The organism is Amycolatopsis sp. (genome assembly GCF_035276945.1).
Classification (GTDB): Bacteria; Actinomycetota; Actinomycetes; order Mycobacteriales; family Pseudonocardiaceae; genus Amycolatopsis_E.
Map to the genome: position 1 here is coordinate 13,803 of NZ_DATELF010000112.1, position 23,144 is coordinate 36,946.

Annotated in this window: 16 protein-coding genes, 1 pseudogene and 1 riboswitch; of the genes and pseudogenes, 6 read left to right on the forward strand and 11 right to left on the reverse strand. The window is 69.9% G+C overall.

The annotated features are described in order from the left end of the window. Positions 1-99: 99 nt before the first annotated feature. Positions 100-1,023, reverse strand: coding sequence for an SMP-30/gluconolactonase/LRE family protein (locus VJT49_RS20185; RefSeq protein WP_324166417.1), 924 nt, complete (start codon positions 1,021-1,023; stop codon positions 100-102). Positions 1,024-1,031: 8 nt separating this feature from the next. Beyond that, positions 1,032-1,694 carry a histidine phosphatase family protein gene (locus VJT49_RS20190; protein ID WP_324166418.1) on the reverse strand — a complete coding sequence of 221 codons (663 nt, stop codon included), beginning with the start codon at positions 1,692-1,694 and terminating at the stop codon, positions 1,032-1,034. A 164-nt stretch (positions 1,695-1,858) separates the two neighbouring features. On the opposite strand from VJT49_RS20190, the gene VJT49_RS20195 reads away from it, so the two are divergent. Further along, the gene (locus tag VJT49_RS20195) at positions 1,859-2,761 is read left to right on the forward strand and encodes a hypothetical protein (protein ID WP_324166419.1); all 903 of its coding nucleotides are present in this window, start codon (positions 1,859-1,861) and stop codon (positions 2,759-2,761) included. A 54-nt stretch (positions 2,762-2,815) separates the two neighbouring features. Here the strand turns inward: VJT49_RS20195 and VJT49_RS20200 are convergent, their stop codons facing one another. After that, positions 2,816-4,417 carry an acyl-CoA synthetase gene (locus tag VJT49_RS20200; RefSeq protein WP_324166420.1) on the reverse strand — a complete coding sequence of 534 codons (1,602 nt, stop codon included), beginning with the start codon at positions 4,415-4,417 and terminating at the stop codon, positions 2,816-2,818. 103 nt (positions 4,418-4,520) lie between these two features. Between VJT49_RS20200 and VJT49_RS20205 the strand changes: the two genes are divergently transcribed. Beyond that, positions 4,521-6,206 carry a bifunctional 3'-5' exonuclease/DNA polymerase gene (locus tag VJT49_RS20205; RefSeq protein ID WP_324166421.1) on the forward strand — a complete coding sequence of 562 codons (1,686 nt, stop codon included), beginning with the start codon at positions 4,521-4,523 and terminating at the stop codon, positions 6,204-6,206. 299 nt (positions 6,207-6,505) lie between these two features. Here VJT49_RS20205 and hrpA read toward each other — a convergent pair whose 3' ends face one another. Together hrpA and VJT49_RS20215 are read right to left on the reverse strand one after the other, a co-directional pair. Then, the gene (gene hrpA / locus VJT49_RS20210; RefSeq protein WP_324166422.1) at positions 6,506-10,396 is read right to left on the reverse strand and encodes an ATP-dependent RNA helicase HrpA; all 3,891 of its coding nucleotides are present in this window, start codon (positions 10,394-10,396) and stop codon (positions 6,506-6,508) included. Positions 10,397-10,438: 42 nt separating this feature from the next. Further along, a complete protein-coding gene (locus VJT49_RS20215) occupies positions 10,439-11,602 on the reverse strand; it encodes a lactate 2-monooxygenase (RefSeq protein WP_324166423.1) in 1,164 nt (387 codons plus the stop codon). Between the two features lie 341 nt (positions 11,603-11,943). Between VJT49_RS20215 and VJT49_RS20220 the strand changes: the two genes are divergently transcribed. Continuing rightward, positions 11,944-13,170, forward strand: a complete 1,227-nt coding sequence (locus VJT49_RS20220) for a Bcr/CflA family multidrug efflux MFS transporter (RefSeq protein WP_324166424.1) — start codon at positions 11,944-11,946, stop codon at positions 13,168-13,170. Between the two features lie 194 nt (positions 13,171-13,364). Here VJT49_RS20220 and VJT49_RS20225 read toward each other — a convergent pair whose 3' ends face one another. Then, on the reverse strand, positions 13,365-14,588 hold the full coding sequence (locus tag VJT49_RS20225) for an NAD(P)/FAD-dependent oxidoreductase (RefSeq protein WP_324166431.1): 1,224 nt from the start codon (positions 14,586-14,588) through the stop codon (positions 13,365-13,367). Positions 14,589-14,788: 200 nt separating this feature from the next. Further along, positions 14,789-15,076, reverse strand: a complete 288-nt coding sequence (locus VJT49_RS20230) for a hypothetical protein (RefSeq protein ID WP_324166425.1) — start codon at positions 15,074-15,076, stop codon at positions 14,789-14,791. Positions 15,077-15,150: 74 nt separating this feature from the next. Here VJT49_RS20230 and VJT49_RS20235 point away from each other — a divergent pair, with 74 nt between their 5' ends. Both VJT49_RS20235 and VJT49_RS20240 read left to right on the forward strand, forming a co-directional pair. Continuing rightward, entirely contained in the window at positions 15,151-15,807 is a 657-nt protein-coding gene (locus VJT49_RS20235; RefSeq protein ID WP_324166426.1) for an O-methyltransferase, read from the forward strand. 193 nt (positions 15,808-16,000) lie between these two features. Further along, the gene (locus VJT49_RS20240; RefSeq protein WP_324166427.1) at positions 16,001-16,708 is read left to right on the forward strand and encodes a FadR/GntR family transcriptional regulator; all 708 of its coding nucleotides are present in this window, start codon (positions 16,001-16,003) and stop codon (positions 16,706-16,708) included. Between the two features lie 93 nt (positions 16,709-16,801). On the opposite strand, the gene VJT49_RS20245 is transcribed toward VJT49_RS20240, so the two are convergent. Genes VJT49_RS20245 through gcvP form a run of 3 tightly spaced genes read right to left on the reverse strand, consistent with a single transcriptional unit; the run spans position 16,802 to position 22,051 of the window. Next, on the reverse strand, positions 16,802-18,154 hold the full coding sequence (locus VJT49_RS20245) for an L-serine ammonia-lyase (RefSeq protein WP_324166428.1): 1,353 nt from the start codon (positions 18,152-18,154) through the stop codon (positions 16,802-16,804). 1 nt (position 18,155) lies between these two features. Then, a complete protein-coding gene (gene gcvT / locus VJT49_RS20250) occupies positions 18,156-19,238 on the reverse strand; it encodes a glycine cleavage system aminomethyltransferase GcvT (protein ID WP_324166432.1) in 1,083 nt (360 codons plus the stop codon). Further along, positions 19,235-22,051, reverse strand: a complete 2,817-nt coding sequence (gene gcvP, locus VJT49_RS20255; protein WP_324166433.1) for an aminomethyl-transferring glycine dehydrogenase — start codon at positions 22,049-22,051, stop codon at positions 19,235-19,237. Before gcvP ends, gcvT begins: the two co-directional genes overlap by 4 nt. 180 nt (positions 22,052-22,231) lie before the next feature. Next, positions 22,232-22,323: riboswitch (glycine riboswitch) on the reverse strand. Between the two features lie 116 nt (positions 22,324-22,439). Here gcvP and VJT49_RS20260 point away from each other — a divergent pair. Further along, a complete protein-coding gene (locus tag VJT49_RS20260; protein ID WP_324166429.1) occupies positions 22,440-22,946 on the forward strand; it encodes a DinB family protein in 507 nt (168 codons plus the stop codon). Here VJT49_RS20260 and VJT49_RS20265 read toward each other — a convergent pair. Further along, positions 22,933-23,082 (reverse strand): annotated as a pseudogene (locus VJT49_RS20265) (SDR family oxidoreductase); the annotation flags it as partial. The gene VJT49_RS20260 and the pseudogene VJT49_RS20265 sit on opposite strands and share 14 nt — an antisense overlap. Positions 23,083-23,144: the final 62 nt, after the last annotated feature.

Consider the following 23,144-nt stretch of genomic DNA (forward strand, 5'->3'; position numbering starts at 1 on the left):
CCAACTTGCGGATGCGTCGGTGTCCGGCTCGATGCGGGCGACCATCGCGAAAAGCTCGCACCGCGTAGCTGTTCAGCTGGGTCGTTGTGAAGGGAATATTCAAGAAACGGGTGGCAGTGAAGTGACCGCGGTGGAAGTGCCGACGAGACTGCCGAAGTAGAGCGTGCCCGCTCGTTCCCGGACTCCGGTGAGCATCGTGAACCCCTCGATCTCGCCGCTCAGCTCGTGCACCACCTTGCCGTCGGGGCCGACCCCGAGCACGCCGACGGTCCGGGCAGGCTTGGGCTGCGCCCACCGCGGCATTCGGCGCACGCCCGCGCGAAGGAACGCGGGCAGCTTCTGGACGAATTCGAGCGCGGGCACTCGCGGACTCGCCTGGGTGATCCAGATCAGCCCGTCGCTGCCGGTCGAGATGTTGTCCGGGAAGCCGGGCAGGCCGTCGATCAGCAGGCTTTCCCCGGGTTCGGACAGCCCCACCCGCCGAACCCGGTAACCACCGGTCTCGGCGACGGCGACGAACGACTCGTCGGGGGCTAGCGCGACACCGTTGGCGAACTGGAGCCCGTCGGCGATCAGCTCGATCGCGCCGTCCGTGGCCCGCCGCAGCAGGCGCCCGGTGCCGGTCCGCTCGATCAGGTCCTCCCGCCACTGGGCGAGCGGGAACCTGCAGGACGAATCGGTGAAGTAGATCGTGCCGTCCACGGCGACCGCCGCGTTGTTGCAGAACAGCAGTCGGCGGCCGAGCGCCTCGGCGGCCAGCTCCGTGACCTTGCCGCCGGCGAGTTCGACCACGAGCAGCCCGGCGTTGGCGTCACAGACCAGCAGCTCTCCTTCGCCGTGGAACTCCAGGCCCAGCGGGCGGCCGCAGGTGTCGGCGATGGTGTCGATCCGGCGGCCGTCCGGGCTGATGCGCAGGATCCGGCCGTCGTCGAGACCGGTGTAGATCCGCCCGTCCGTGTCCACGAGAACGTCCTCCGGCCCGCGCCCGTTGACCGGAATGAGCCGGACCTCGCCGAATCCCATGACCCTCCTCAACGGTAGGTCAGCAGCCGGGCGGCCCGGCCTTCGAAATGCGCGTGCTCGTTGAACGAGAGCAGTGTGACACCACCGCGGCCGGACACCAACTTGGTGATGCCGCCGTTCACCGCCACCCGGTTCAGCTTGAGCAGCCCGGCCTCCGGGATACCGAGCAGGTGGCCGGCGAGCGCCCCGATCACCCCGCCCGAGGTGAACACGACCGCGTTCTCTCCCTTGCCCAGCGAGGCGACGAGGTCACCGAGCGCGCCGGTCACCCTGGCCAGGAAAGCGGGCCAGGTCTCCGCGCACGGGCTGTCGTCGGCGGCGCCCACCCATTCGGCCAGCGCCGCGTCCAGCACGGCCTGGTAGCCGCGCGGATCCTGGCTCTGCCGCGGCACCCCACCGCCGTGCCGCGCCACGATGTCGACATGGTCGTACTCGTTCCAGCGCGGATCCTCCTTGAGGATCGCCGACACGCCCAGCCAGTCGAGCACGGACTCCGCCGTCTTGAGCTGCCGACGCAGCGAACCGGCGCGCGCCGCGGTGAACCGGATCTTGCGGCGCAGCAGTTCGGCGCCGACGACCGCGACCTGCTCGACTCCGTTCGCGGAGAGGCGGTCGTAGACCGGCCCGCCGAAGGAGGCCTGGCCGTGCCTGATCAGGTAGATAGCGCCCATTGCGTTGTTCCCGGGGTATAACCAGTTCGTAGTAATCATGGTGCCACTCGAAGGGGCGATGATCACTACGGACACCACGATTATCAGGGATTCACAGTTACCAGTACTACTCCGTCCGGGTGTTAGGATGATCTACACTTGGGTGACTACTGGGGAGACGGCGGGTGGCCATTTCAAGAGACGCGGCCGGTAGCGCCTTCGCCAGCGCCCTCAGATCGTCCATCTCCGCGAGCGGGCTCAGCCTCGACCGGGTCCAGGCACGGCTGCGCGCGAAAGGCTTTCCGATCAGCGTGACCGCGCTGAGCTACTGGCAATCCGGCAAGCGGCAGCCCGAACGGCAAAGCTCGATCTCGGCGGTGGCCGCACTCGAAGACGTGCTGGGTCTTTGCCCGGGTGAGCTGCTCAGCCTGCTCCCGCCACCCCGCCCCCGTGGCGCCCCGCGCCGCCGGACCTGCGGTGACACTCTGAAGTTCCCCAAGGACGCGCTGCGTACGCTGCTCGCGCGCGTCGGCGCCCCGCACGCTCTCGAGCAGCGACACCGGCTCGACCTGGTCAGCCTGCACGATCGCTGCGAAATCGCGGCCGACGGCGGGCAACGCTCGACGACCGCGCGGACGGTTTTCCAGGCCACCGAGGGCGGCCAAGACCGCTGGCTGCTGGTGTACGACCACGGAGGCGCGAACAGCACACCACCGGCGCTGCACGCGCTTCGCAACTGCCGGGCGGGCCGGGTCGAGGTCGACACCGAACACGGCCTGACCGCGGCCGAACTGCTCTTCGACCGCCCGATCGACCGGGGCGAAACACAGCTGATCGAATACACGCTGGTCAACGAGGGTCCGCCGTACCCGCACTGCCAGAACACGCACTACCGCGAGTTCCGCCGGCCCGTGCGTGAATACCTGCTGGAAATCCAGTTCGACATTCCGCCGGCCCGATGCTGGCAGTACGCGCGAACCGGCGACGGTCCCGATGAATGCCAGGACCGGCAGCTGGACACCATGGGTGGCGTCCATTCCGTCGCGCTCGACTTCGGACCCGGCGTCTTCGGCATCGCCTGGGAGTGAACTCAGCCTGGTGTGCGAGCGAAGACGCCACAAGGCGGGGTCGGCCTTGTCGGCTCAGCCGAGCTGCCCGCGAAGGACCTTGCCGGTCGCGTTGCGGGGCAGCGCGTCGAGGAATTCGACATCGCGCGGAACCTTGTAGCGCGCCAGGTTGGTCTTGACATAGGTTCGGATTTCCTCGGCGCTCAGCGTGGCGCCCGCAGCAGGCACCACGAACGCCTTGAGGCGCTGGCCGAACTCCTCGTCCGGCACACCGACCACCGCGGCCTCGGTCACGTCGGGGCGTTCCATTAGCAGGTTCTCCACCTCGACCGGGAACACGTTCTCGCCCCCCGAGACGATCATCTCGTCGTCTCGGCCGTCGATGAACAGCAGTCCGTCGGCGTCGAAGTGTCCGACGTCGCCCGTGGCGAGCAGCCCGTCGATGATCTCCTTGTGGCGGCCGTCGGTGTAGCCGCTGAAACTGAGCCCGCTGGCGACGAACACGCGGCCGATCACGCCGGGCTTCCTGATCCGCTTGCCGTTCTCGTCGTAGAGCGCGACCCGGCAGCCGACCGGCGGCCTGCCCACCGTGCCGGGCGCCTTCCGCCAGTCCTCGGGCGTGGCGACCGTGGCCACCGCCACCTCGGTGGACCCGTAGAGGTTGTGGATCACGTCGCCGAACGCCTCCGTCGCGCGGTTGCCCAGAGCGGGTGAAAGCGCCGAACCGGCGACGAAGATGATCCGCAGCGACGAGGTGTCGTACCGGCCGAGCACCTCGGGCCCGAGGTCGACGATCCGCTGCAGCATGGTCGGCACCACCACCAGCGCGGTGCACCGGTGCTCGGCCACCCCGGCCACGGTGGCCTCCGGGTCGAACCGCCGCCGCAGCACCACCTTGCAGCCCAGGGCGTAGGACAGGATGAACTGCGAGACTCCGGTGCCGTGGAAGATCGGCGCGCCGAGGTAGGTGGCCTCTCCCCGGCGCAACGGGATCCGGTCGAGGAACTGCGCGATGTTCAACAGCGAGGTGTGCTCGCGCGACGCGCCCTTCGGCGTCCCGGTGGTACCGCTGGTCAGCAGCACGAAACCGCTGCGCTGGGACGGAGCCGGCAGTGGGCGGTCGTCGGTGCCGGCGATCAGCTCGTCCAGCACCGGGACGTCGCCCGGCGCCTCGCCCTCGACCCAGGCCAGGAACCTGGTCACGTGGTCCGGGATGGCGGAGAGCAGGTCGGTGAACTCCTCGTCGTGGACCATGACCTCGACGCCCTCGCGCTTGGCGACGTCGGCCAGCTGCCGCTTGGCGAACCCGGTGTTCATCAGCAGCAGCCGCGCGCCGAGCTTGCCCGCCGCGACGATCGTGGTCACCAGGCCGCGATGATCGCGGCACAGCGTCGCCAGCACGGTGCCGGCCCGCACCCCACGTTCGGCCAGCGCCCTGGCCAGCGCGTTGGACCGCAGGTCGAGCTGCCGGAAGGTGAGCGACCCGCGCTCGTCCACCAGGCCGATGGCGAGAGGGTCGCGGCGCGCGGCGTTCTGCGCGGCCGCCGCGATCGGGCCGAACCGGCGCATCGCGATCAGCGCGTGGATGCCCTCGCTGATTCTCGGGAACGGGATGAGTCCCGCCCGCCACATCACCTCGATGCTGCGGGCCGTTTCCGTCACCTTGCCGACGAGCATGGACGGGTACCTCCCCTTTGCAACACAACCTACTTGACAGTAGCCCAACAGTCCCGGCCGATCCAGCGCCCGGATTGTCGGTGCCCCGGCGCACAATCACCCTGTGCACACGATTGTCGGCCAGGAGGGAGACGGCAGCTACTCGGTACTGACCTTGCCGCCGGAAAACGCGGCACCGCGGGAAATGGTTCAGGGGCTCGCCGAGCGCGAGTTCGTGACTCGCGTGGCGACGGTCGAGCGCGAGCGGCGCCCACGGTGGGTGTTCGCCTCGGTCGAGCGCGGCTATCCGGCGCTGGTGTCGGCCGGGGTGCGGCTGAGCCGGTGCCACGACCTCGGCCTGGCGGAGGGACTGCTGCTGTCCCACGAGGGCCGCGACGGCCAGCCGAAAGGGCTCGCCGCCGCCCTGGCCAGGGCGAGCGGGCTGGAGCCGCCCCCGGACGCGCCCGCGCACACCGACGACCAGCCGGCCCTGTTCGAAACGCAGGGATCGGGCCTGCCGCAAGGTGTTTCGGTCGTCGACGCGATGGCCACCGTGCTCGCCGAACAGGAACGCCGGGTCCGGCGGGCCGGGCATCCGGAGCGGATGCGGCTGCTGATCGCGGCCGAGTCGGCGAGCGCTCTGGTCGCGGCCGAGATGTCCGCCGACGGCCTGCCCTGGCGCGCCGACGTGCACGACGCCCTGCTCACCGAGCTGCTCGGGCCGAGAGTGCCGGCGGGCCAGCGCCCGAAGAAGCTGGTCGAGCTGGCCGGGCGGATCAGCGAGGCGTTCGGCGGCAAGCCGATCAACCCGGACAGCCCGCCCACGATCGTCCGCGCCTTCTCCCGGGAAGGCATCTCGATCCGCTCGGCGCGTGCCCACGTGCTACGAGAGATCGACCATCCCGCGGTGCCGTGGCTCCTGGAGTACCGGGAGCTTGCGCGGCTGCACTCGGCCAACGGCTGGAACTGGCTCGACGAGTGGGTCGGCGACGGCCGGTTCCGGCCGGCCTGGGTGGTGGGCGGCGTGGTGTCCGGACGCTGGGCCAGCCAGGGCGGCGGCGCCCTGCAGATCCCGAAGACCCTGCGGGTCTGCGTCCGCGCGGATCCGGGCTGGAAGCTGGTGGTCGCCGACGCCGCCCAGCTGGAACCGCGGATCCTCGCCGCCCTGTCCGGGGACCGCAAGCTCGCCGAGGTGGCCGCGTCCACCGACCTGTACGCGCGCCTTTCGGAGGCGATGTTCTCCAAAGTGGACCACGAGTCCCGGGACCGGGCGAAGATCGCCATGCTCTCGGCGATGTATGGCGGCACGGCCGGGGAGGCGGCCTCGCTGCTTGCCCTGCTGCGGCAGCGCTTCCCAGCAGCGGTGTCCTATGTGGAGCGTGCCGCGGGAGCCGGTGAGCGGGGCGAACGGGTGCGCTCGTGGCTGGGCCGCACCTCGCCGGCGCCGTCGGCGGCGTGGCGGGCACTGACCGGTGGCCTCGCCGAGGACGAGGCGACCGAGGGCAGGGCCAGGCAGGCCGCCCGGAACTGGGGCAGGTTCACCCGCAACTTCGTGGTTCAGGCCTCCGCCGCCGACTTCACCGCGGTGCTGCTCGCCACCCTGCGCCAGCGCCTGCCCGCCTCCGCGCAACTGGTCTTCTTCCAGCACGACGAGGTCATCGTGCACGCACCCGACGAGGTCGCCCCCGAGGTGCCGACGGTCATCGACTCCTGCGTGGCCGACACCGTGTCCCTGGTTTTCGGTGCGTCCTGCCCGGTTCGCTTTCCCATGCACACGGCGGTGGTGGACACCTACGCCGACGCGAAGTGAGTCGCCGCGACGATTTCCGCGGGACCGGCATTGTCACCGTCGCACGCCACGGTCACCGCTGACCCTCGAGCCGCTCGCGAAACGCCGGCAGTGTGGCGAGCGCCGACACGTCTTGGGTGCGATCTACGGCCGCCCGCCCGCCCCCGACCGGTCCAGGCCTTGATCTCGGCGCCCACCGCGACCGCGCGGGAACTCGGGTGCCTGCCGGACTGGTCCGAAACCGGAACTCACGCGCGCCGAAACCGGGACTCACGTGCATCGAAAGCCCGACTCGCCCGTCACGAAAGCCCGACTCGCGGTCAGGCGGCGTCGTCGAGGGCGCGCAGGATGCGTTTGGTGGAGACCGGGTAGGCGGTGCCGAGGGTTTGCGCGAAATAGCTCACGCGCAGTTCCTCGATCATCCAGCGGACCTCCACCAGTTCGGGGCCGGGCGCGATACCGGGTGGCAGCGCCTCGACCGCACGCTGGTATTCCTCGGTGAGCCACTGGACGTCCCGCAGCAGTTCGACGTCGCGCGCGGCCGCGGTTGGCAGCTTCTCCAGCCTGCGCTCGATGGCCCGCAGGTAGCGCACCAGGTTCGGCAACCGGTCGAAGCCGGTGGCGGTCACGAAGCCCGGGTAGATCAGGCCGTTCAACTGGCTCCGGATGTCCCTGAGCGACTCGGCGGGGCCGCGCGCGTCGGCGAGGCGGGCCTCCACCTCATTCGAGACACGCAGGGTGTTCTCTACTTCGGACAGTACACTCAGGACGGCCGGATTGAGGCCGCCCCGAACCTTTTCCAGTAGTACGCCGAATCCGGCCTCGTCCCAGGCAGGGCCGCCGTTGTCGGTGACGAGTTTGTCCACCGCGCAGTCGACGCAGTCCTCCAGCAACGCGACCACGCTGCCGTGCGGGTTGCGGCCCAGGGCCAGCTTGGCCTGGTTGCTGAGGTTCCGGGTGATGAACTTCATCGGCGACGGCAGGTTGAGCCGGAGCAGTTTGCGCGTGCCCAGCCACATCTGCTGCCGCTGCTCGGCGGGCGTGTCCAGCATCCGTACCGCCACCGTGCCGCCCTCGTCGACCAGTGCGGGGTACGCCTTCAGCTGGTCCCCGCGCCACACCCGGGGCAGTTCGCCGAAGGCGGGCCTGGTGAGCCCGGCGCGTTCGATGCTGTCGGCGGCCTTCGAGATCGTTTCCCGGACCTGGCCGCTGAGTTCGCGCTTGAGCGCCTCCAGATCCTTGCCCTCGGCCAGTTTCCGGCCCTTCTCGTCGACCACCCGGAAGGTGACGCGGAGATGGTCCGGCACGTTCGACAACTGCCACGCGTCTCCCGGCACCGCGACGCCGCGCAACCCGGCCAACTCGTCCGCGAGTACGTCGAGCAGCGGCCCGTCCTCCGGGCGCACCCGCGACAGCACCAGCTTGGCGTGGTCGGGTGCGGGCACGAAGTTGCGCCGCAACTGTTTCGGCAACGACTTGATCAGCGCGGTGACCAGTTCCTCCCGCAGGCCGGGCACCTGCCAGTCGAGACCGGCCGGGCTGACCTGGTTGAGCACCGGCAACGGGATGTGCACGGTCACGCCATCGGCGCCGGCCCCCGGCTCGAACTGGTAGGTCAGGCCGAACGACAGCGAGCCTTGTGTCCAGGTGTCGGGGTAGTCCGACTTGGAGACCGCCCGCGAGCCGGCGTTGATCAGCATCGCCTTCTCGAAGTTGAGCAGGTCGGGCTGCTCGTGGCGGGTCTTCTTCCACCAGGTGTCGAAGTGCCGCGCCGACACCACCTCTTCGCCGACGCGCTGGTCGTAGAACTCGAAGAGTGTCTGGTCGTCGACCAGCAGGTCCCGCCGCCGGGCACGGTTCTCCAGGTCCTCGACCTCGTCGAGCAGGGCCCGGTTTTCGTGGAAGAACCGGTGGTTGGTCTCCCAGTCACCTTCCACCAGCGCATGCCGGATGAACAGCTCCCGGCACAGCCCGGGGTCGACGCGGCCGTAGTCCATCTTCCGGGAGGCGACCAGCGGCACCCCGTAAAGGGTCACCCGCTCGTTGGCCACCACCGCGCCGCGTTTGCGTTCCCAGTGCGGCTCCGCATAGTTCCGCTTGACCAGATGACCGGCCAGCGGCTCTACCCATTCGGGTTCGATCCGGGCGTTCACCCGCGCCCACAACCGCGAGGTCTCCACCAGTTCGGCGGAGACCACCCACCTCGGCTGTTTCCTGAACAGCGCCGAGCCGGGGAAGATGGCGAACCGGGCGCCACGGGCACCAAGGTAGTCGCCCTTTTCCGGGTCCTTGAGGCCGATCCGCGACAGCAGGCCCGCGATCAACGACGTGTGCACGACCTGCGGGTCGGCCTGCTCGCGGTTCACCGTGATGCCGAGCGACTTCGCGAGCTGGCGGAGCTGGGTGTAGATGTCCTGCCACTCCCGCACGCGCAGATAGTTGAGGAACTCGGTGCGGCAGAGCTTGCGGAACTGGTTGCCGGACAACGTCTTCTGCTGCTCGCGCAGGTACTCCCACAGATTGAGGTAGGCGAGGAAATCCGAGGTCCTGTCGGTGAACCGCGCGTGCTGCTGCGCCGCCGCCTCCTGCCGGTCCGCCGGCCGCTCACGGGGGTCCTGAACAGACAGTGCGGAGGCGATGATCATCACCTCGCGCACGCAGCCGTTCTTCGCCGCTTCCAGCACCATCCTGCCCAGCCTCGGGTCCACCGGAAGCTGTGCGAGCTGCCGTCCCGCCTCGGTCAGCTTGTCCTTTGTGGACTCTTCGAGCGCGCCGAGCTCCTGCAGCAACTGCACACCGGCGCTGATCTGCCTCCGGTCCGGCGCCTCGACGAACGGGAACGCGGCGATGTCGCCCAGTCCGAGCGAGGTCATTTGCAGGATCACCGACGCCAGGTTGGTGCGCAGGATCTCGGGGTCGGTGAACTCGGGCCGGGTGGCGAAATCCTCCTCGCCGTAGAGGCGGACGCAGATCCCGTCCGAGGTGCGGCCACAGCGGCCCTTGCGCTGGTTGGCCGAGGCCTGCGAGACCGGCTCGATTGGCAGCCGCTGCACCTTGGTCCGGTGGCTGTAGCGGGAGATCCGCGCGGTACCGGGGTCGATCACGTACTTGATGCCGGGCACGGTCAGCGAGGTCTCGGCGACGTTGGTGGCCAGCACGATGCGGCGACCGGTATGCCGGGCGAACACGCGGTGCTGGTCGGCCGCCGACAGCCGCGCGTACAGCGGCAGGATCTCCGTGTTCTTTACGTCCTTTTTGGACAGAAATTCCGCGGTGTCCCGGATCTCACGCTCGCCGGAGAGGAAGACGAGGATGTCCCCGGGGCCTTCGGCGCACAGCTCGTCAACCGCGTCGGAGATGGCCTGGACCTGGTCCCGGTCCGTGCCGCCGGGATCGTCCGGGTCCGCGACCGGCCGGTAGCGAACCTCCACCGGATACGTCCGTCCCGACACTTCCACGATCGGCGCGTCACCGCCGTGTCCATTCTGGGCGGACAACCCCCCGAAATGTTTCGAGAACCGCTCAGGGTCGATCGTGGCCGAGGTGATGATCACCTTGAGATCCGGGCGGCGAGGCAGCAACTGCTTGAGGTAGCCGAGCAGGAAGTCGATGTTGAGGCTGCGCTCGTGCGCCTCGTCGATGATGATCGTGTCGTAGCGGCGGAGCATCCGGTCGGACTGGATCTCGGCCAGCAGGATGCCGTCGGTCATCAGCTTGACCAGGGTGTCGTCGCCGCCCGTGTCGGTGAACCGGACCTTGTAGCCGACGGCGCCGCCCAGTTCGGTCCCCAGCTCGCTCGCGACGCGCTCGGCGACCGTGCGGGCCGCGAGCCGGCGAGGCTGGGTGTGCCCGATCTGGCCACGCACCCCGCGGCCCAGTTCGAGGCAGATCTTCGGCAGCTGGGTGGTCTTGCCCGACCCGGTCTCGCCCGCGACGATCACCACCTGGTGATCCCGGATGGCCGCCGCGATGTCGTCCTTGCGCTGGCTGACCGGTAGCTCCGGCGGGTACCTGACCTCCGGCACGCTCTCCCGGCGCCGCGCCAACCGCAGCTCGGCGGCCTCGACGTCGGCCGCGAGCCGCCCGACGACCCGCTCCTTGTCGCGAGACTTGCGGGCACCGTCGATCCGGCGGCGGAGCCGGTGCTCGTCGCGCAGGGTCAACCCGGGCAGCCGGGCCCGCAACTCGTCCAAGGGGGAATGCAGAGACATACGGCTTCCAGGATACCGGCGCCCGCGACCGCATTTCAGCGGTCAGCTCCGGTGCAGTACCGAGGGTGAGACTTCGTGCGGGGTGCGGTGGCCGCTGAGACCGAGCGTGATGTCGAGGTCGGCGAGCAGGCAGCGCAACACGTGCCGGACACCCTCCTCGCCGTCGAGCGCGAGGCCGTAGGCGTACGGACGCCCGAACAGGACCGCCTTCGCCCCCAGGGACAGCGCCTTGATCACGTCGGCGCCATTGCGGACACCGGAGTCGAAGAGCACCTCGATCCGGCTCCCCACCGCCCGCACGATCGGGGGCAGCGCTTCCAGCGCGCCGAGCGCGCCGTCCACCTGCCGCCCACCATGGTTGGACACCACGATCCCGTCCATCCCGGCGTCCGCCGCCCGCCGGGCGTCGTCGACATGCTGGACGCCCTTGAGCACGATCGGCCCTGGCCACCGGTCACGCAGGAAGGACAGCTGGTCCCAGCCGAAGTCGGTGCCGGAGAAGATCGCGGTCCACAGCAGCAGCGCGGCGGCCAGGTCCTCCTCCGGCGGCTTCGGCAACCGAGCGCGGAACGCCGGGTCGGACAGGGGGGTCGCCACGCCCTCCCCACGCAGAAACGGGAGGTAGGCCTTGTCGAGGTCGCGCGGGCGCCAGGCCAGCGTCCAGGTGTCCAGGGTAACGACCAGCACCGAGTAACCGGCCCTCCGCGCACGGTCGAGGATGCTCGCACAGACGTCGGGGTCGTTGGGCCAGTACAACTGGAACCACCGCGGGGCGACCGGGCTCGCCTCGGCGACCTCCTCGATCGTGCGTGAGCCCGCGGTGGACAGGATCATCGGCAGGCCGAACGACGCCGCGGCACGCGCGGTGGCCAGTTCGGCGTCCGGGTGCATGATCGACTGCGCCCCGATCGGGGCGAGCAGCACCGGCGCGGACAGCTCGGTGCCGAGGACGGTGGTGGACAGGTCACGCTCGGTCGCGTTGGTGAGCAACCGGGGCACGATCTTCCACTTTTCGAAGGCCGCGCGGTTGGACCGCATGGTCGCGCCGGAGCCCGCGCCACCCGCGATGTAGGCGAACGTCTCCGGGGTCAGCGACCGGGCCGCGACCGTGTCCAGGCTGGCCAGGTCGGTGGTGAACGGCGGCTTCGTCCCGGCGAGGCCACGCAGGTAGATCTCGCTCTGGTAGTCACCGAATCGCTCGGCCACGGGCACCTCCTCATCGACGTCCGGCAGCCTACGTGGTCACCCCGACCAGGCCTGGGGTCGGTCGTGGTCATCGAGCCAGGGCTCTCAGATCCACAGTGGATAGTCGACAACCGGAACACCGTGCTCTCCCCGGCCAAGGTGCCGGCTACGGCACGGACCGCCCGCCCTGTGCGGCCGAGGGCTGATGAAGGCCACGGTCAACGGCAGCCGTCGATCGTGCAGAAGATCGCGAACACGGCCACCGCCGCCGGCGATCCTTGCGGGTGTTTCCCGCCACAACAGGGAATGCGCGCCTCCCACCCGCTGTTGTCAACTAGCCAGTAACGGAAGACGGGAGGCCCATGACGGCGAGCACACTCGACGGGTCCGTGACCGGAGCACCAACGAAGCCTCGAACCGTGCGCTACGCGCTCATTCTCGGTGGTCTGACAGCTTTCGCCCCGCTGTCGACCGACATGTACCTCCCCGCGCTGCCGCAAATGACCACGGATCTGCACAGCGCCAGCTCGACCGTCCAGTTCACACTGACCGCGTTCATCATCGGGCTCGCCCTGGGCCAGCTGATCGCCGGTCCGGTCTCCGACGCGATCGGCCGCCGTCGGCCACTGATGATCGGCCTGGCGCTCTACGCGGTGGCGTCCGTGCTGTGCGCGTTGAGCCCGTCGGCCGAACTGCTGATCGCGGCCAGGGCGCTGGAGGCACTCGGTGCCGCAGCCGGAATCGTGATCGCCAGGGCGATCGTGCGCGACCTGTTCTCCGGCACCGACATGGGCCGGTTCTTCTCGATGCTCATGCTGGTCAGCGGCGTCGCGCCGATCCTGGCCCCCGTGCTGGGCGGGCAGTTGCTGCGCCTGACGTCGTGGCGTGGCGTGTTCGTGGCGCTGACCGTCTTCGGGGTACTGCTGCTGGTCACCGTCACGGCCGCGCTGCCCGAGCCGCTGCCGCCGCACCGCCGCAGGCCCGCCCGGCTCGGTGCCACCCTGCGCACCTACGGCAGCCTGCTCGCCGACCGGGCCTTCCTCGGCTACGCGCTGGCCGGCGGCCTGATGTTCGCGGCCCTGTTCGCCTACATCTCGGCTTCTTCGTTCGTGCTCCAGGGCGTCTACGGCCTCAGCCCACAGGCGTTCAGCCTGGTGTTCGGCGCGAACGGGGTCGGCATCATAATCGCGAGCCAGCTCAACGGCCGCCTGGTCGGCCGGTTCCGGGAACGGCGGTTGCTGGCCAGCGGCCTGATCATCGCCGTGCTGGCCGGCATCGGGCTGGTGCTCGCCGCGTCGCTCGCGCTCCCCCTGCCTCTGCTGCTCGTGCCGTGGCTGCTCCTGGTGTCGAACATCGGCCTGGTCATGCCCAACGCCGCGTCGCTCGCGCTGGCCGAGCACCCGCACCATGCCGGGGCCGCATCGGCGGTGCTCGGGCTGTGCCAGTTCGTGATCGGCAGCCTGGCCACGCCCCTGGTGAGCCTGGGCGGCGAGCGAAGCGCGATCCCCGTGGCCCTCGTGATGGCGGGCTTCGCGGCCGCCTCCCTGACCGTTTTCGCCACGATGACCCGCCGGCCCCGCGAAGCCTGATTCGCAAAGGCAAACCCCCGAATCCCACATCCAACGTGCACGAGTCCCCTCTCGGCGTGCACGAGTCCCCCGCTCGACATGCACGAGTTCGCCTCTCAGCGTGCGCGAGTCCCCCGCTCGACGTGCACGAGTTCGCCTCTCGGCGTGCGCGAGTCCCCTCTCGGCGCGTGCGAGTTCGCCTCTCGGCGCGTGATCTACCCGACGCTGGACAGGTCGCCCTTGGTCAAGGTCTCCTCGTCGACCTTGAGCCGACCGTTGACCATCCGCTTCAGCGCGTCCCCGTGGTCCCAGACGTTGACGTTCATCGCCGCCCTCACCTGCCCCTCGCGCAGCCAGAACGCGATGAACTCCCGTGACTTCAGGTCGCCGCGCACCACGAGTTGGTCGGTACCGGGGTCGGCGAGGCCGCGGTACTCGCAGCCGAGGTCGTACTGATCGGAGAAGAAATAGGGCGAGGTCACGTACGGCTCCTGAGCGCCCAGCAGGTTTCCGGCCACATGCGTTCCCTGGTCCTTGGCGTTCGACCAGTGCTCGACGCGGATTCGCCTGCCGTATCGCGGATGGAAGTGGGAGGCGATGTCCCCGGCGGCGTAGACGTCGGGCGCGGCGGTGCGCAGGCCGGCGTCGACGGAGACACCGCCATCGTCGGCCAGCTCCAGCCCAGCCGCGTGCGCCAGCTCGACCCGTGGCGCCGCCCCGACCGCGACGAGCACCAGGTCGGCGCCCAGTTCCGTGCCGTCAGTCAGCCGCACGCCGCGGACCCCGTCCGAGTCACCGACGATTTCGGCGACGCCGCCGCGCAGCCGCCAGTTCACACCGTTGTCGGTGTGCAGGTCCTGGAACACACCGGCGACCTCGGCCCCGAGCACGGGCAACAGGGGCGCGCCGATCTGATCGACCACCGTGACGTCGAGGCCGTGCCGTCGCGCGGCCGCGGCCGCTTCGGTGCCGATCCAGCCCGCGCCGACGATCACGATCCGCTGCGCGGTGTGGAACGCGCTCCGCAGCCATAGCGAGTCGTCGAGGGTGCGCAGGGTGCGCACACCGGGCACGCCCATTCCCGGCACCGGCAACGTACGCGGCCGCGAACCGGTGGCCAGCAGCAGGCGGTCATAGGGATGCTCGCCGCCGTCGCTGTCCCGCACCACCCGCGTGCCCAGTTCGACCCGGTTGGCGACCGTGCCGAGGCGCAGATCGATGTCGTGCTCGCGGTAGAAGTCCTCGTCACGGACCCAGTCGGGTTCGTCGGTGTCGCCGAGCAGGAGCCCCTTCGACAACGGAGGCAGCTCGTAGGGGCGATGCGTCTCGCCGCCGAGCACGACGACCCCGCCTCGGTAGCCGCGTTCCCGCAGCTCCGCGGCCGCGGAGGCGCCGGCGAGCCCCGCGCCGACGATCACGATTCGCTGCGGCTCCAAGATGCCCGCCATGCCCGCGCTCCCTTCTGCGTTGTTCAGGACAAGTGTGCGCGTAGCCAGGTCGGCTGTCAGTCGGCCTGCCTCCCTGCCCCGAATACCACTGCCGTCCCTCAGCAGGGTGCCATATCACGTTTCGAATAGCGTTCCCTGTGCGTGTGCGTCGTTTCTCGCAAGAAACCCGCCCGCCCGCAACTCGGTACGGTTCACCCGAACAGGACCTCAAGCTCGTCCGGGTCTTCGTACGGGCGACGTTCGAGATCGGCGATGGCAGCCTCCACGTCGGCCCACGGCACCGCTTGAGGCTCGGCGCACACCGTGCACGCGGCGGCGCAGTAGTCGTCCACCCGCTCGAAAATCCACTGGCGAGAAGCGGTGCGGCTCGCTCCCGGTTCATCCCGTGCGCGGCGACGCTGCCCTGTGCCTCCACCTTCGCCGGCCGCTCGTCCTCGCCGATCAGGAAAATGGTCGGCGCCGATCTGCTGGATGGTCACTCGCAGATCGTCGGCGAACATGATCGGGTCGCCGCTGGTCATCCCGAAGGCGCGCCGATGAGAAGATCGCGGGTATGGACGACAAGCTGTGGGCCGAAGTCGACAACTACCTGACCAGCCAGTTGATCAAGCCCGATCCGGTGCTCGCCGAGGCACGGGCCAACAGCGACGCGGCCGGGCTGCCCTCGATCGCGGTGGCGGAGAACCAGGGCAAGTTCCTCAACCTGCTGGCCAGGTTCGGGCGCGTGCGGACTGCGCTCGAGTTGGGCACGCTGGGCGGCTACAGCACGATCTGGCTGGGCAGGGCGCTGCCCGAGGACGGGCGCCTGCTCACGCTCGAAGCGAACCCGAAGCACGCCGAGGTGGCCAGGGCGAACATCGCCGCGGCCGGGCTGGCGGGGATTGTCGAGGTGCGCGTGGGCGCGGCGCTCGACCTGCTACCCGGCATCGACGAAGCGTTCGACCTGATCTTCATCGATGCCGACAAGAACAACTACCCCGAGTACTTCCGGTGGTCGCTGCGGCTGTCCCACCGCGGGACGCTGATCATCGCGGACAACGTGGTGCGTCAGGGAAAGGTCGCCGACGCGACGACCAGCGACCCGCTCGTGCTGGGCGTGCGGCGGATGCACGAGTTGATCGCCGCCGAACCGCGCGTCGAAGCCACCGCGTTGCAGACGGTCGGAATCAAGGGACACGACGGCTTCGCCGTCGTCCTGGTGACAAGTTGACCCCGCCCCACACGAGTCCGGCTCTCCCGACGCGCGAGTCGGGCTCTCCCGACACGCGAGTCCGGCTTCCGCGTCGCGCGAGTCCGCGTCTCCCGACGCGCGAGTCCGCCTCTCCCGTCGCGCGAGTCCGGCGCTCGCTGCGGCAAGATGGCGGAATGGCATCCGAGGAACCGCGGCTCGACCGGTGGTAGGCGTGGATTCCGCCGCCGAAACCCTGTTCCGTCCGGTCCGTGCCGGAAACGCCTTCGAGGAGACGGTCGAACGGCTGCTCCAGTCGATCCGGCTCGGCGTCGTCGGCGCGGGGGAGCGGCTGCCGCCCGAGCGGGAACTGGCCGACCGGCTGGGGGTCAGCCGGGTCACGCTGCGCGAGGCCATCCGGGTGCTGGCCGACGCCGGGTACGTCGAGTCGCGCCGCGGCCGTTACGGCGGCACCTTCGTCAACGAAACGCTGCCCACGCCGCTTGAAGGCGTGGGCCAGGCCCCGGACCGTTCGGATCTGGAAGACGTGTTGAGCCTGCGGCACGTGCTGGAGACCGGAGCCGCCGAACTGGCCGCGCGGCGCGAGTTGACCGAGACCGAGCGCGAGCATCTGGCCGGCACCCTCGCCGACGCCCGCACCGCCGGACTGACCGACTATCGCCGCCGGGACTCGCGGCTGCATCTGGCGATCGCCGAGATCACCGCGTCGGCCCTGCTCACGTCGGCGGTCGCGGATGTGCGGACGCGGATCAACCAGTTCCTCGACGAGATCCCCCTGCTGGAACCGAATCTCAACCACTCGAATGCCCAGCACGAAGCCGTGGTGGCCGCGATCCTCGCCGGGGAAGGGGAGGCCGCCCGGCAGGCGATGGCCGAGCATCTCGATGGCACAGCGTCGCTCCTGCGCGCGTTCCTGACCTAGAAACGCCGCGAAGGTGGGACTGGCGCGACGGGAATGTGGGACACACCCACAACAGATAGGGGGACTCACGCGGCGGAACGGGAACGGGCGGGGTCAACATTCGATCACGTTGACGGCCAGGCCGCCCCGCGCGGTCTCCTTGTACTTGACCTTCATGTCGGCGCCGGTTTCGCGCATGGTCTTGATCGCCTTGTCGAGCGTGACGACGTGGCTCCCGTCGCCGAGCAGCGCCATCCTCGCCGCGTGGATGGCCTTCGACGCGCCCACCGCGTTGCGTTCGATGCACGGAATCTGCACCAGCCCGCCGACCGGGTCGCAGGTCAGCCCGAGGTGATGCTCGACCCCGATCTCGGCGGCGTTCTCCACCTGCGCGGGCGTCCCGCCGAGCACCTCGGTGAGCCCGGCCGCGGCCATCGCGCACGCCGAGCCGACCTCGCCCTGGCAGCCGACTTCGGCGCCGGAGATCGACCCCGTCTGCTTGAGGATCGAGCCGATCGCACCGGCGGTGAGCAGGAAGGTGACCACGCCGCTGTCGCCCGCGCCCGGGATGAACCGCCGGTAGTAGTGCAGCACGGCGGGAATGATCCCGGCCGCCCCGTTCGTCGGCGCGGTCACGACCCGGCCGCCCGCGGCGTTCTCCTCGTTGACGGCCAGCGCGTACAGGCTCACCCAGTCCATGGCGTAGAGGGAATCACCCACGCCGTCTTCGGTGAGCAGCTTGCGGTACAACGCCTTCGCGCGCCGGGGCACCTTCAGCCCACCGGGCAGCACGCCGCCGTGCTCGCAGCCGTTGCGCACACATCCGGCCATCACCTGCCAGATGCGCAGCAGCCCGTCCCGGATCTCATCCGCGGAACGCCACGACAGCTCGTTGCGCAGCATGATCTCGCTGATCGGCAGCCCGGTTTCCCGGCAGTGCGCGAGCATTTCCGCGGCCGTCGCGAAGGGGTGGGGCACCTCCGTGCTGTCTTCGACGATCGCGTCCTCGCCCCGCACGAAGCCACCCCCGACCGAGTAGTACGTCCGCTCGGCGAGCAGTTGTTCGTCGTAGGCGCGAAAGATGATGCCGTTGGGGTGGGCCGGAAGCGATTTCCGCCGGTGCAGCACCAGGTCCGTGTCCTCGTCGAACGGAACCCAGTGGATGCCGAGCAGGCTCAGCCGGCCCGACGAACGGATGCCCGCGACGATTCCCGGCACCGCATCGGTGTCCACGTCCTCCGGCCGCTCCCCGGAAAGGCCCAGCAGCACCGCCTTGTCGCTGCCGTGCCCGTGCCCGGTCGCGCCGAGCGACCCGAACAGCTCCACGCGCACCCGGCGGGTGCGGCCGGCCAGCCCGTCCTCGACCAGCCGCTCGGCGAACATCCGCGCGGCGCGCATCGGGCCGACCGTGTGCGAACTCGACGGCCCGATACCGATCGAGAACAGGTCGAAAACGCTGATCGCCATGTCACGATCGTTGGTAGAAGGGCAGCGGAACCACTTCGACCGGCTCGACACGGCCCCGGATGTCGACCCGCAGGGACGTCCCCGGCTCGCTCAACTCCTTCGGCACATACGCCATCGCGATCGGGTACCCGAGTGTCGGCGACAGCGCGCCACTGGTGATCTCTCCAACCTCACGGTCGCCGTCGAGCACGCGGTAACCGTGCCGCGGCGCCCGCCGGCCGGTCCCGCGTAGTCCGATGAGGACGTCGGCGGGCTCACGCCGCCGCTCCAGCGCCGCCTTGCCGACGAAGTCCGGCTTGTCGAACTTCACGACCCGGCCCAAGTTCGCCTCGAACGGTGTCCGCTCGGTGCTGAGTTCGTTGCCGTACAACGGCATTCCGGCCTCGAGCCGGAGCGTGTCGCGGCAGGCGAGACCCGCCGGCAGCAGCCCGGAGGGCGCACCGGCCTCCATCAGGACGTGCCACAGGTCGGCGGCTTCCACCGCCGGAACGTAAAGCTCGAAGCCGTCCTCGCCGGTATAGCCGGTGCGCGCGAGCAGCACTTCATGCCCGCGAACGTTCGCGGGCGTGCAGGCGTAGTACTTGAGATCCGCCAAGTCCACGTCGGTCACCGAGCCGACGATGTCGGCCGAACGCGGCCCCTGGACCGCTACCAGCGCGGTTTCGGCCGAGCGGTCGAGCACGTCGGCGTCGAAGGATCCGGCGCGTTTGAGCAGTTCCGCGAACACCACGGCCACGTTCCCGGCGTTGGCCACGACCAGGAACCGCTCCTGGCCCAGCCGGTACACCACAAGATCGTCGAGCACCCCGCCGCGCACGTCGCACATCATCGTGTACCGTGCGCGGCCGTCCTTGGCCGCCGACGGCTTCCCGGCCAGCGCGTAGTCGAGTGCCTCACCGGCCTGTGGCCCGGTGACCTCGATCTCGCCCATGTGCGAGAGGTCGAACAGCCCCGCGGCCTCGCGAACCGCGCGGTGCTCGGCCAACTCGCTGCCGTAGCGAACCGGCATCTCCCAGCCGGCGAATCCGGTGAACAGCGCATTGAGTCCTTTGTGGACGGCATAGAGCGCGGTGTGCATGGTCAGCTCCCGTAGGCTTCGATGGGCGGGCAGGAGCAAACGAGGTTCCGGTCGCCGCGGGCGCCGTCGATGCGGCGGACCGGCGGCCAGTACTTCGCCTTCGACCGGCCCACCCGTCGCCCACCATCCTCGACGGAGGAGCTTCGCGCCGCGAACTGCGGGTACACGGCCAGCTTGCGGTCATATGGCAGGTCCCAGTCGCCGGTCAGCATCTCCGCGGTGTGCGGCGCGTTGCGCAGCGGGCTTCGCTCCACCGGCCACCGGCCCTCGGCGACCTCCTCGATCTCGCGCCGGATCGCGATCATCGCGTCGCAGAACCGGTCGATCTCGGCGACGTCCTCGCTCTCGGTCGGCTCCACCATCAGCGTGCCGGCCACCGGGAAGGACATGGTCGGCGCGTGGAAACCGTAGTCCACCAAGCGCTTCGCCACGTCCTCGACGGTCACGCCGGTGCGCTTGGTGAGTGCGCGCAGGTCGAGGATGCACTCGTGCGCGACCAGTCCGGACCGTCCCGCGTAGAGCACCGGGTAGTGCGGGGCCAGCCGCGCGGCCACGTAGTTCGCGGCGAGCACGGCGACCTTGGTCGCGTCGGTCAGCCCCTTCGCGCCCATCATCCGGACGTAGGCCCACGAAATCGGCAGGATCGAGGCCGATCCGAACGGTGCGGAGGCGATCGGCCCGACGCCGGTGTCCGGACCGGCTCCGGGAAACTGCGGGTGGTTGGGCAGATACGGTGCGAGGTGCGCGCGCACCGCGACCGGCCCGACGCCGGGACCGCCCCCGCCGTGCGGGATGCAGAACGTCTTGTGCAGGTTCAGATGCGACACGTCGCCGCCGAACTCACCGGGCTTGGCCAGGCCGAGCAGCGCGTTGAGGTTGGCACCGTCCACATAGACCTGACCGCCGCCGCCGTGCACGATCCGGGCGATCTCGGAGATGTCGTTCTCGTACACCCCGTGCGTGGACGGGTAGGTGACCATGACCGCCGCGAGCCGTTCGGCGTTCTTGTCCACCTTGGACCTGAGGTCGGCGAGATCGACATCGCCGTCGGCGTTGCAGGCCACGACCACCACGCGCATCCCGGCCAGCACGGCCGAAGCCGCGTTGGTGCCGTGCGCCGAGGACGGGATCAGGCAGACGTCCCGCTCCGGCTGTCCGTTGGCGTGGTGGTAGGCGCGGATGGCCAGCAGCCCGGCCAGCTCGCCCTGGCTGCCCGCGTTGGGCTGCACGGACACCTGGTCGTAGCCGGTGACCTCGGCGAGCCAGCCGCACAGCTGGTCGATCAGCTCGCGGTAGCCGGCGGCGTCCTCGGCCGGGGCGAACGGGTGCAGCCCCGCGAACTCGGGCCAGCTGATCGGCTCCATCTCGGCGGTCGCGTTGAGCTTCATGGTGCAGGAGCCGAGCGGGATCATGCCGCGGTCGAGCGCGTAGTCCTGATCGGACAGCCGGCGCAGGTAGCGCAGCATGGCGGTCTCGGACCGGTGCGTGTGGAACACCTCGTGGGCCAGGTAGTCGCGGCCGCGCACCAGCCCGGTGGGCAGCGCGGCCGGGCCCGACCGGGCATCCGTGTCGACGTCGAAGGCCCGCAGGACACGGCCCAGGATGTCCACCGTGGTCACCTCGTCGCAGGCCACGCGAACGTGGTCGGCGTCGACGCGCCCAAGGTTGATCCCGGACCGGCGCGCGGCCGCGATCACCTCCCCGGCCCGGCCTGGCACGTGCGCCAGCACGGTGTCGAAGAAGCTCTCGTGCACGACCTCGACACCGCCGTCGCACAGCGCGGCCGCCAGCCCGCCGGCCAGCCCGTGCACCCGCTCGGCGATGCTCCTGAGCCCGTCCGGCCCGTGACAGACGGCGTACATCGCGGCCAGCACGGCGGGCAGCACCTGAGCGGTGCAGATGTTCGAGGTCGCCTTCTCGCGGCGGATGTGCTGCTCCCGGGTCTGCAGCGCGAGCCGGTACGCCGGGTTGCCGTCCGCGTCCACGGACACGCCCACCAGCCGGCCCGGCAGGTTGCGTTCGAGTCCGGAGCGGACCGCGAGATACCCGGCGTGCGGGCCGCCGTAGCCCAGCGGAACGCCGAGCCGCTGGGTGGTGCCCGCGGCGATGTCCGCCCCGAATTCGCCCGGCGGAGTGATCATGGTGAGCGCCAGCAGGTCCGCCGCCACGGTGTAGAGCGCGCCCGACCGCTTGGCGACCTTGCCGATCGCCTCGTAGAAACCCTTGCCCCGCAACACCCCGGACGCCCCGGGATACTGCACGACCACGCCGAAGAACTCGTCCGGCAGGCCGGCACCCAGGTCCCGCACCTCGACCTCGATGCCGACCGCCTCGGCCCGGGTGCGAATCACCGCGATGGTCTGCGGCAGACACTCGGCATCCAGCACGACCCGGTGCGACTTCGCCTTGGACACCCGCCGCATGAGCAACACGGCCTCGGCCACCGCGGTGGACTCGTCGAGCAGGGAGGCGTTGGCGATGTCCAGGCCGGTCAGCCCGGAGACCATGGTCTGGAAGTTGAGCAGCGCCTCCAACCTGCCCTGCGAGATCTCCGGCTGGTACGGGGTGTAGGCGGTGTACCAGGCCGGGTTCTCCAGCACGTTGCGGCGGATGACCGGCGGGGTGACGGTGTCGTGGAAGCCGAGCCCGATCATCTGCGTCATCGGACGGTTCTTCGCGGCGAGCGCGCGCAGTTCGGCCGTGGCTTCGACCTCGGACGCGGCGGGCGGCAGGTCGAGTTCGCGCGGGTTGCGGATGACGGCGGGCACGGCCGCGTCGACGAGCGCGTCCATGCTGCCGTACCCGCATTCGGCGAGCATCTTGGCCTGCTCGTGCTCTGACGGTCCGATGTGACGATCGGCAAAGGTGGTCGACACCGGGAGCTCCTCCTACTCGGGTACGGGAACTCCCCCTCTGTCATGGCACCTGAGAGTTTCACCGCTCGCGCGGCTTTCACCTTGGGTGAGACGCCAACGGTGCGCCTGCTTTCCAGAGTGGCCTGGCCTGAAGCGGTAGCTGGTACCTGAGAGATTGACGGGGAGGTTGCTCCTTCGGTGCCCCACTGGGCTGGGGACTCTCCCGCTCCGGCTCGTCGCGGCCCGATATTCGGTTGTGCCGCCAAGTATAACCGGCGTGTACGCGAGGCTGGGAAGTGTTGTGCTCGCGATACTGCCCGCGAACCACCTACGACCAGGGAAAAGAGCCGCATTGCCGACCGAACGGATCTCCCCGCCCCTGATCGCCGACGAGCGCGAGACGTTGCGCGCCTTCCTCGACTTCCACCGCGCGACGCTGGCCATGAAGTGCGACGGCCTGTCCGACGAGGAGCTGCGCCGCCGGTCGATGCCACCGTCGACGCTGTCGCTGCTCGGCCTGGTGCGGCATATGGCCGAGGTGGAGCGAACGTGGTTCCGCCGGGTGATCAACGGCGAAGACCTGCCGCTCGTGTGGTCACCTGACGGCGACTACCAGGTGGCCTACGACGCGAGCACGGCCACCCGCACCGAGGCGTTCGCCGCCTGGCAGGAGGAGGTCGAGCACTCGCGCCGGATCGAGCGGGAGGCGCCCTCGCTCGACGTGATCGGGCACAACGTCCGCTGGGGCGAGGACGTGTCGCTCCGGCTGGTGATGCTGCACCTGATCCACGAATACGCCCGGCACAGCGGTCACGCCGACTTCCTGCGCGAGGGCATCGACGGCGTCACAGGGGTGTGACGTAGGCGCCGGAGATCCCGCCGTCGACGAGGAACTGGGAAGCGGTGATGAACGAGGCGTCGTCGCCGGCCAGGAAGGCGACCGCGGCGATCTCCTCCGGCTGGCCGGAGTGGCCCATCGGCACGTGCACCAGCCGGACCTCGGTCCACCTCCTGGACCGACCATCGGCCCGTCAGAATGGCCCGGTGCGGACCGACC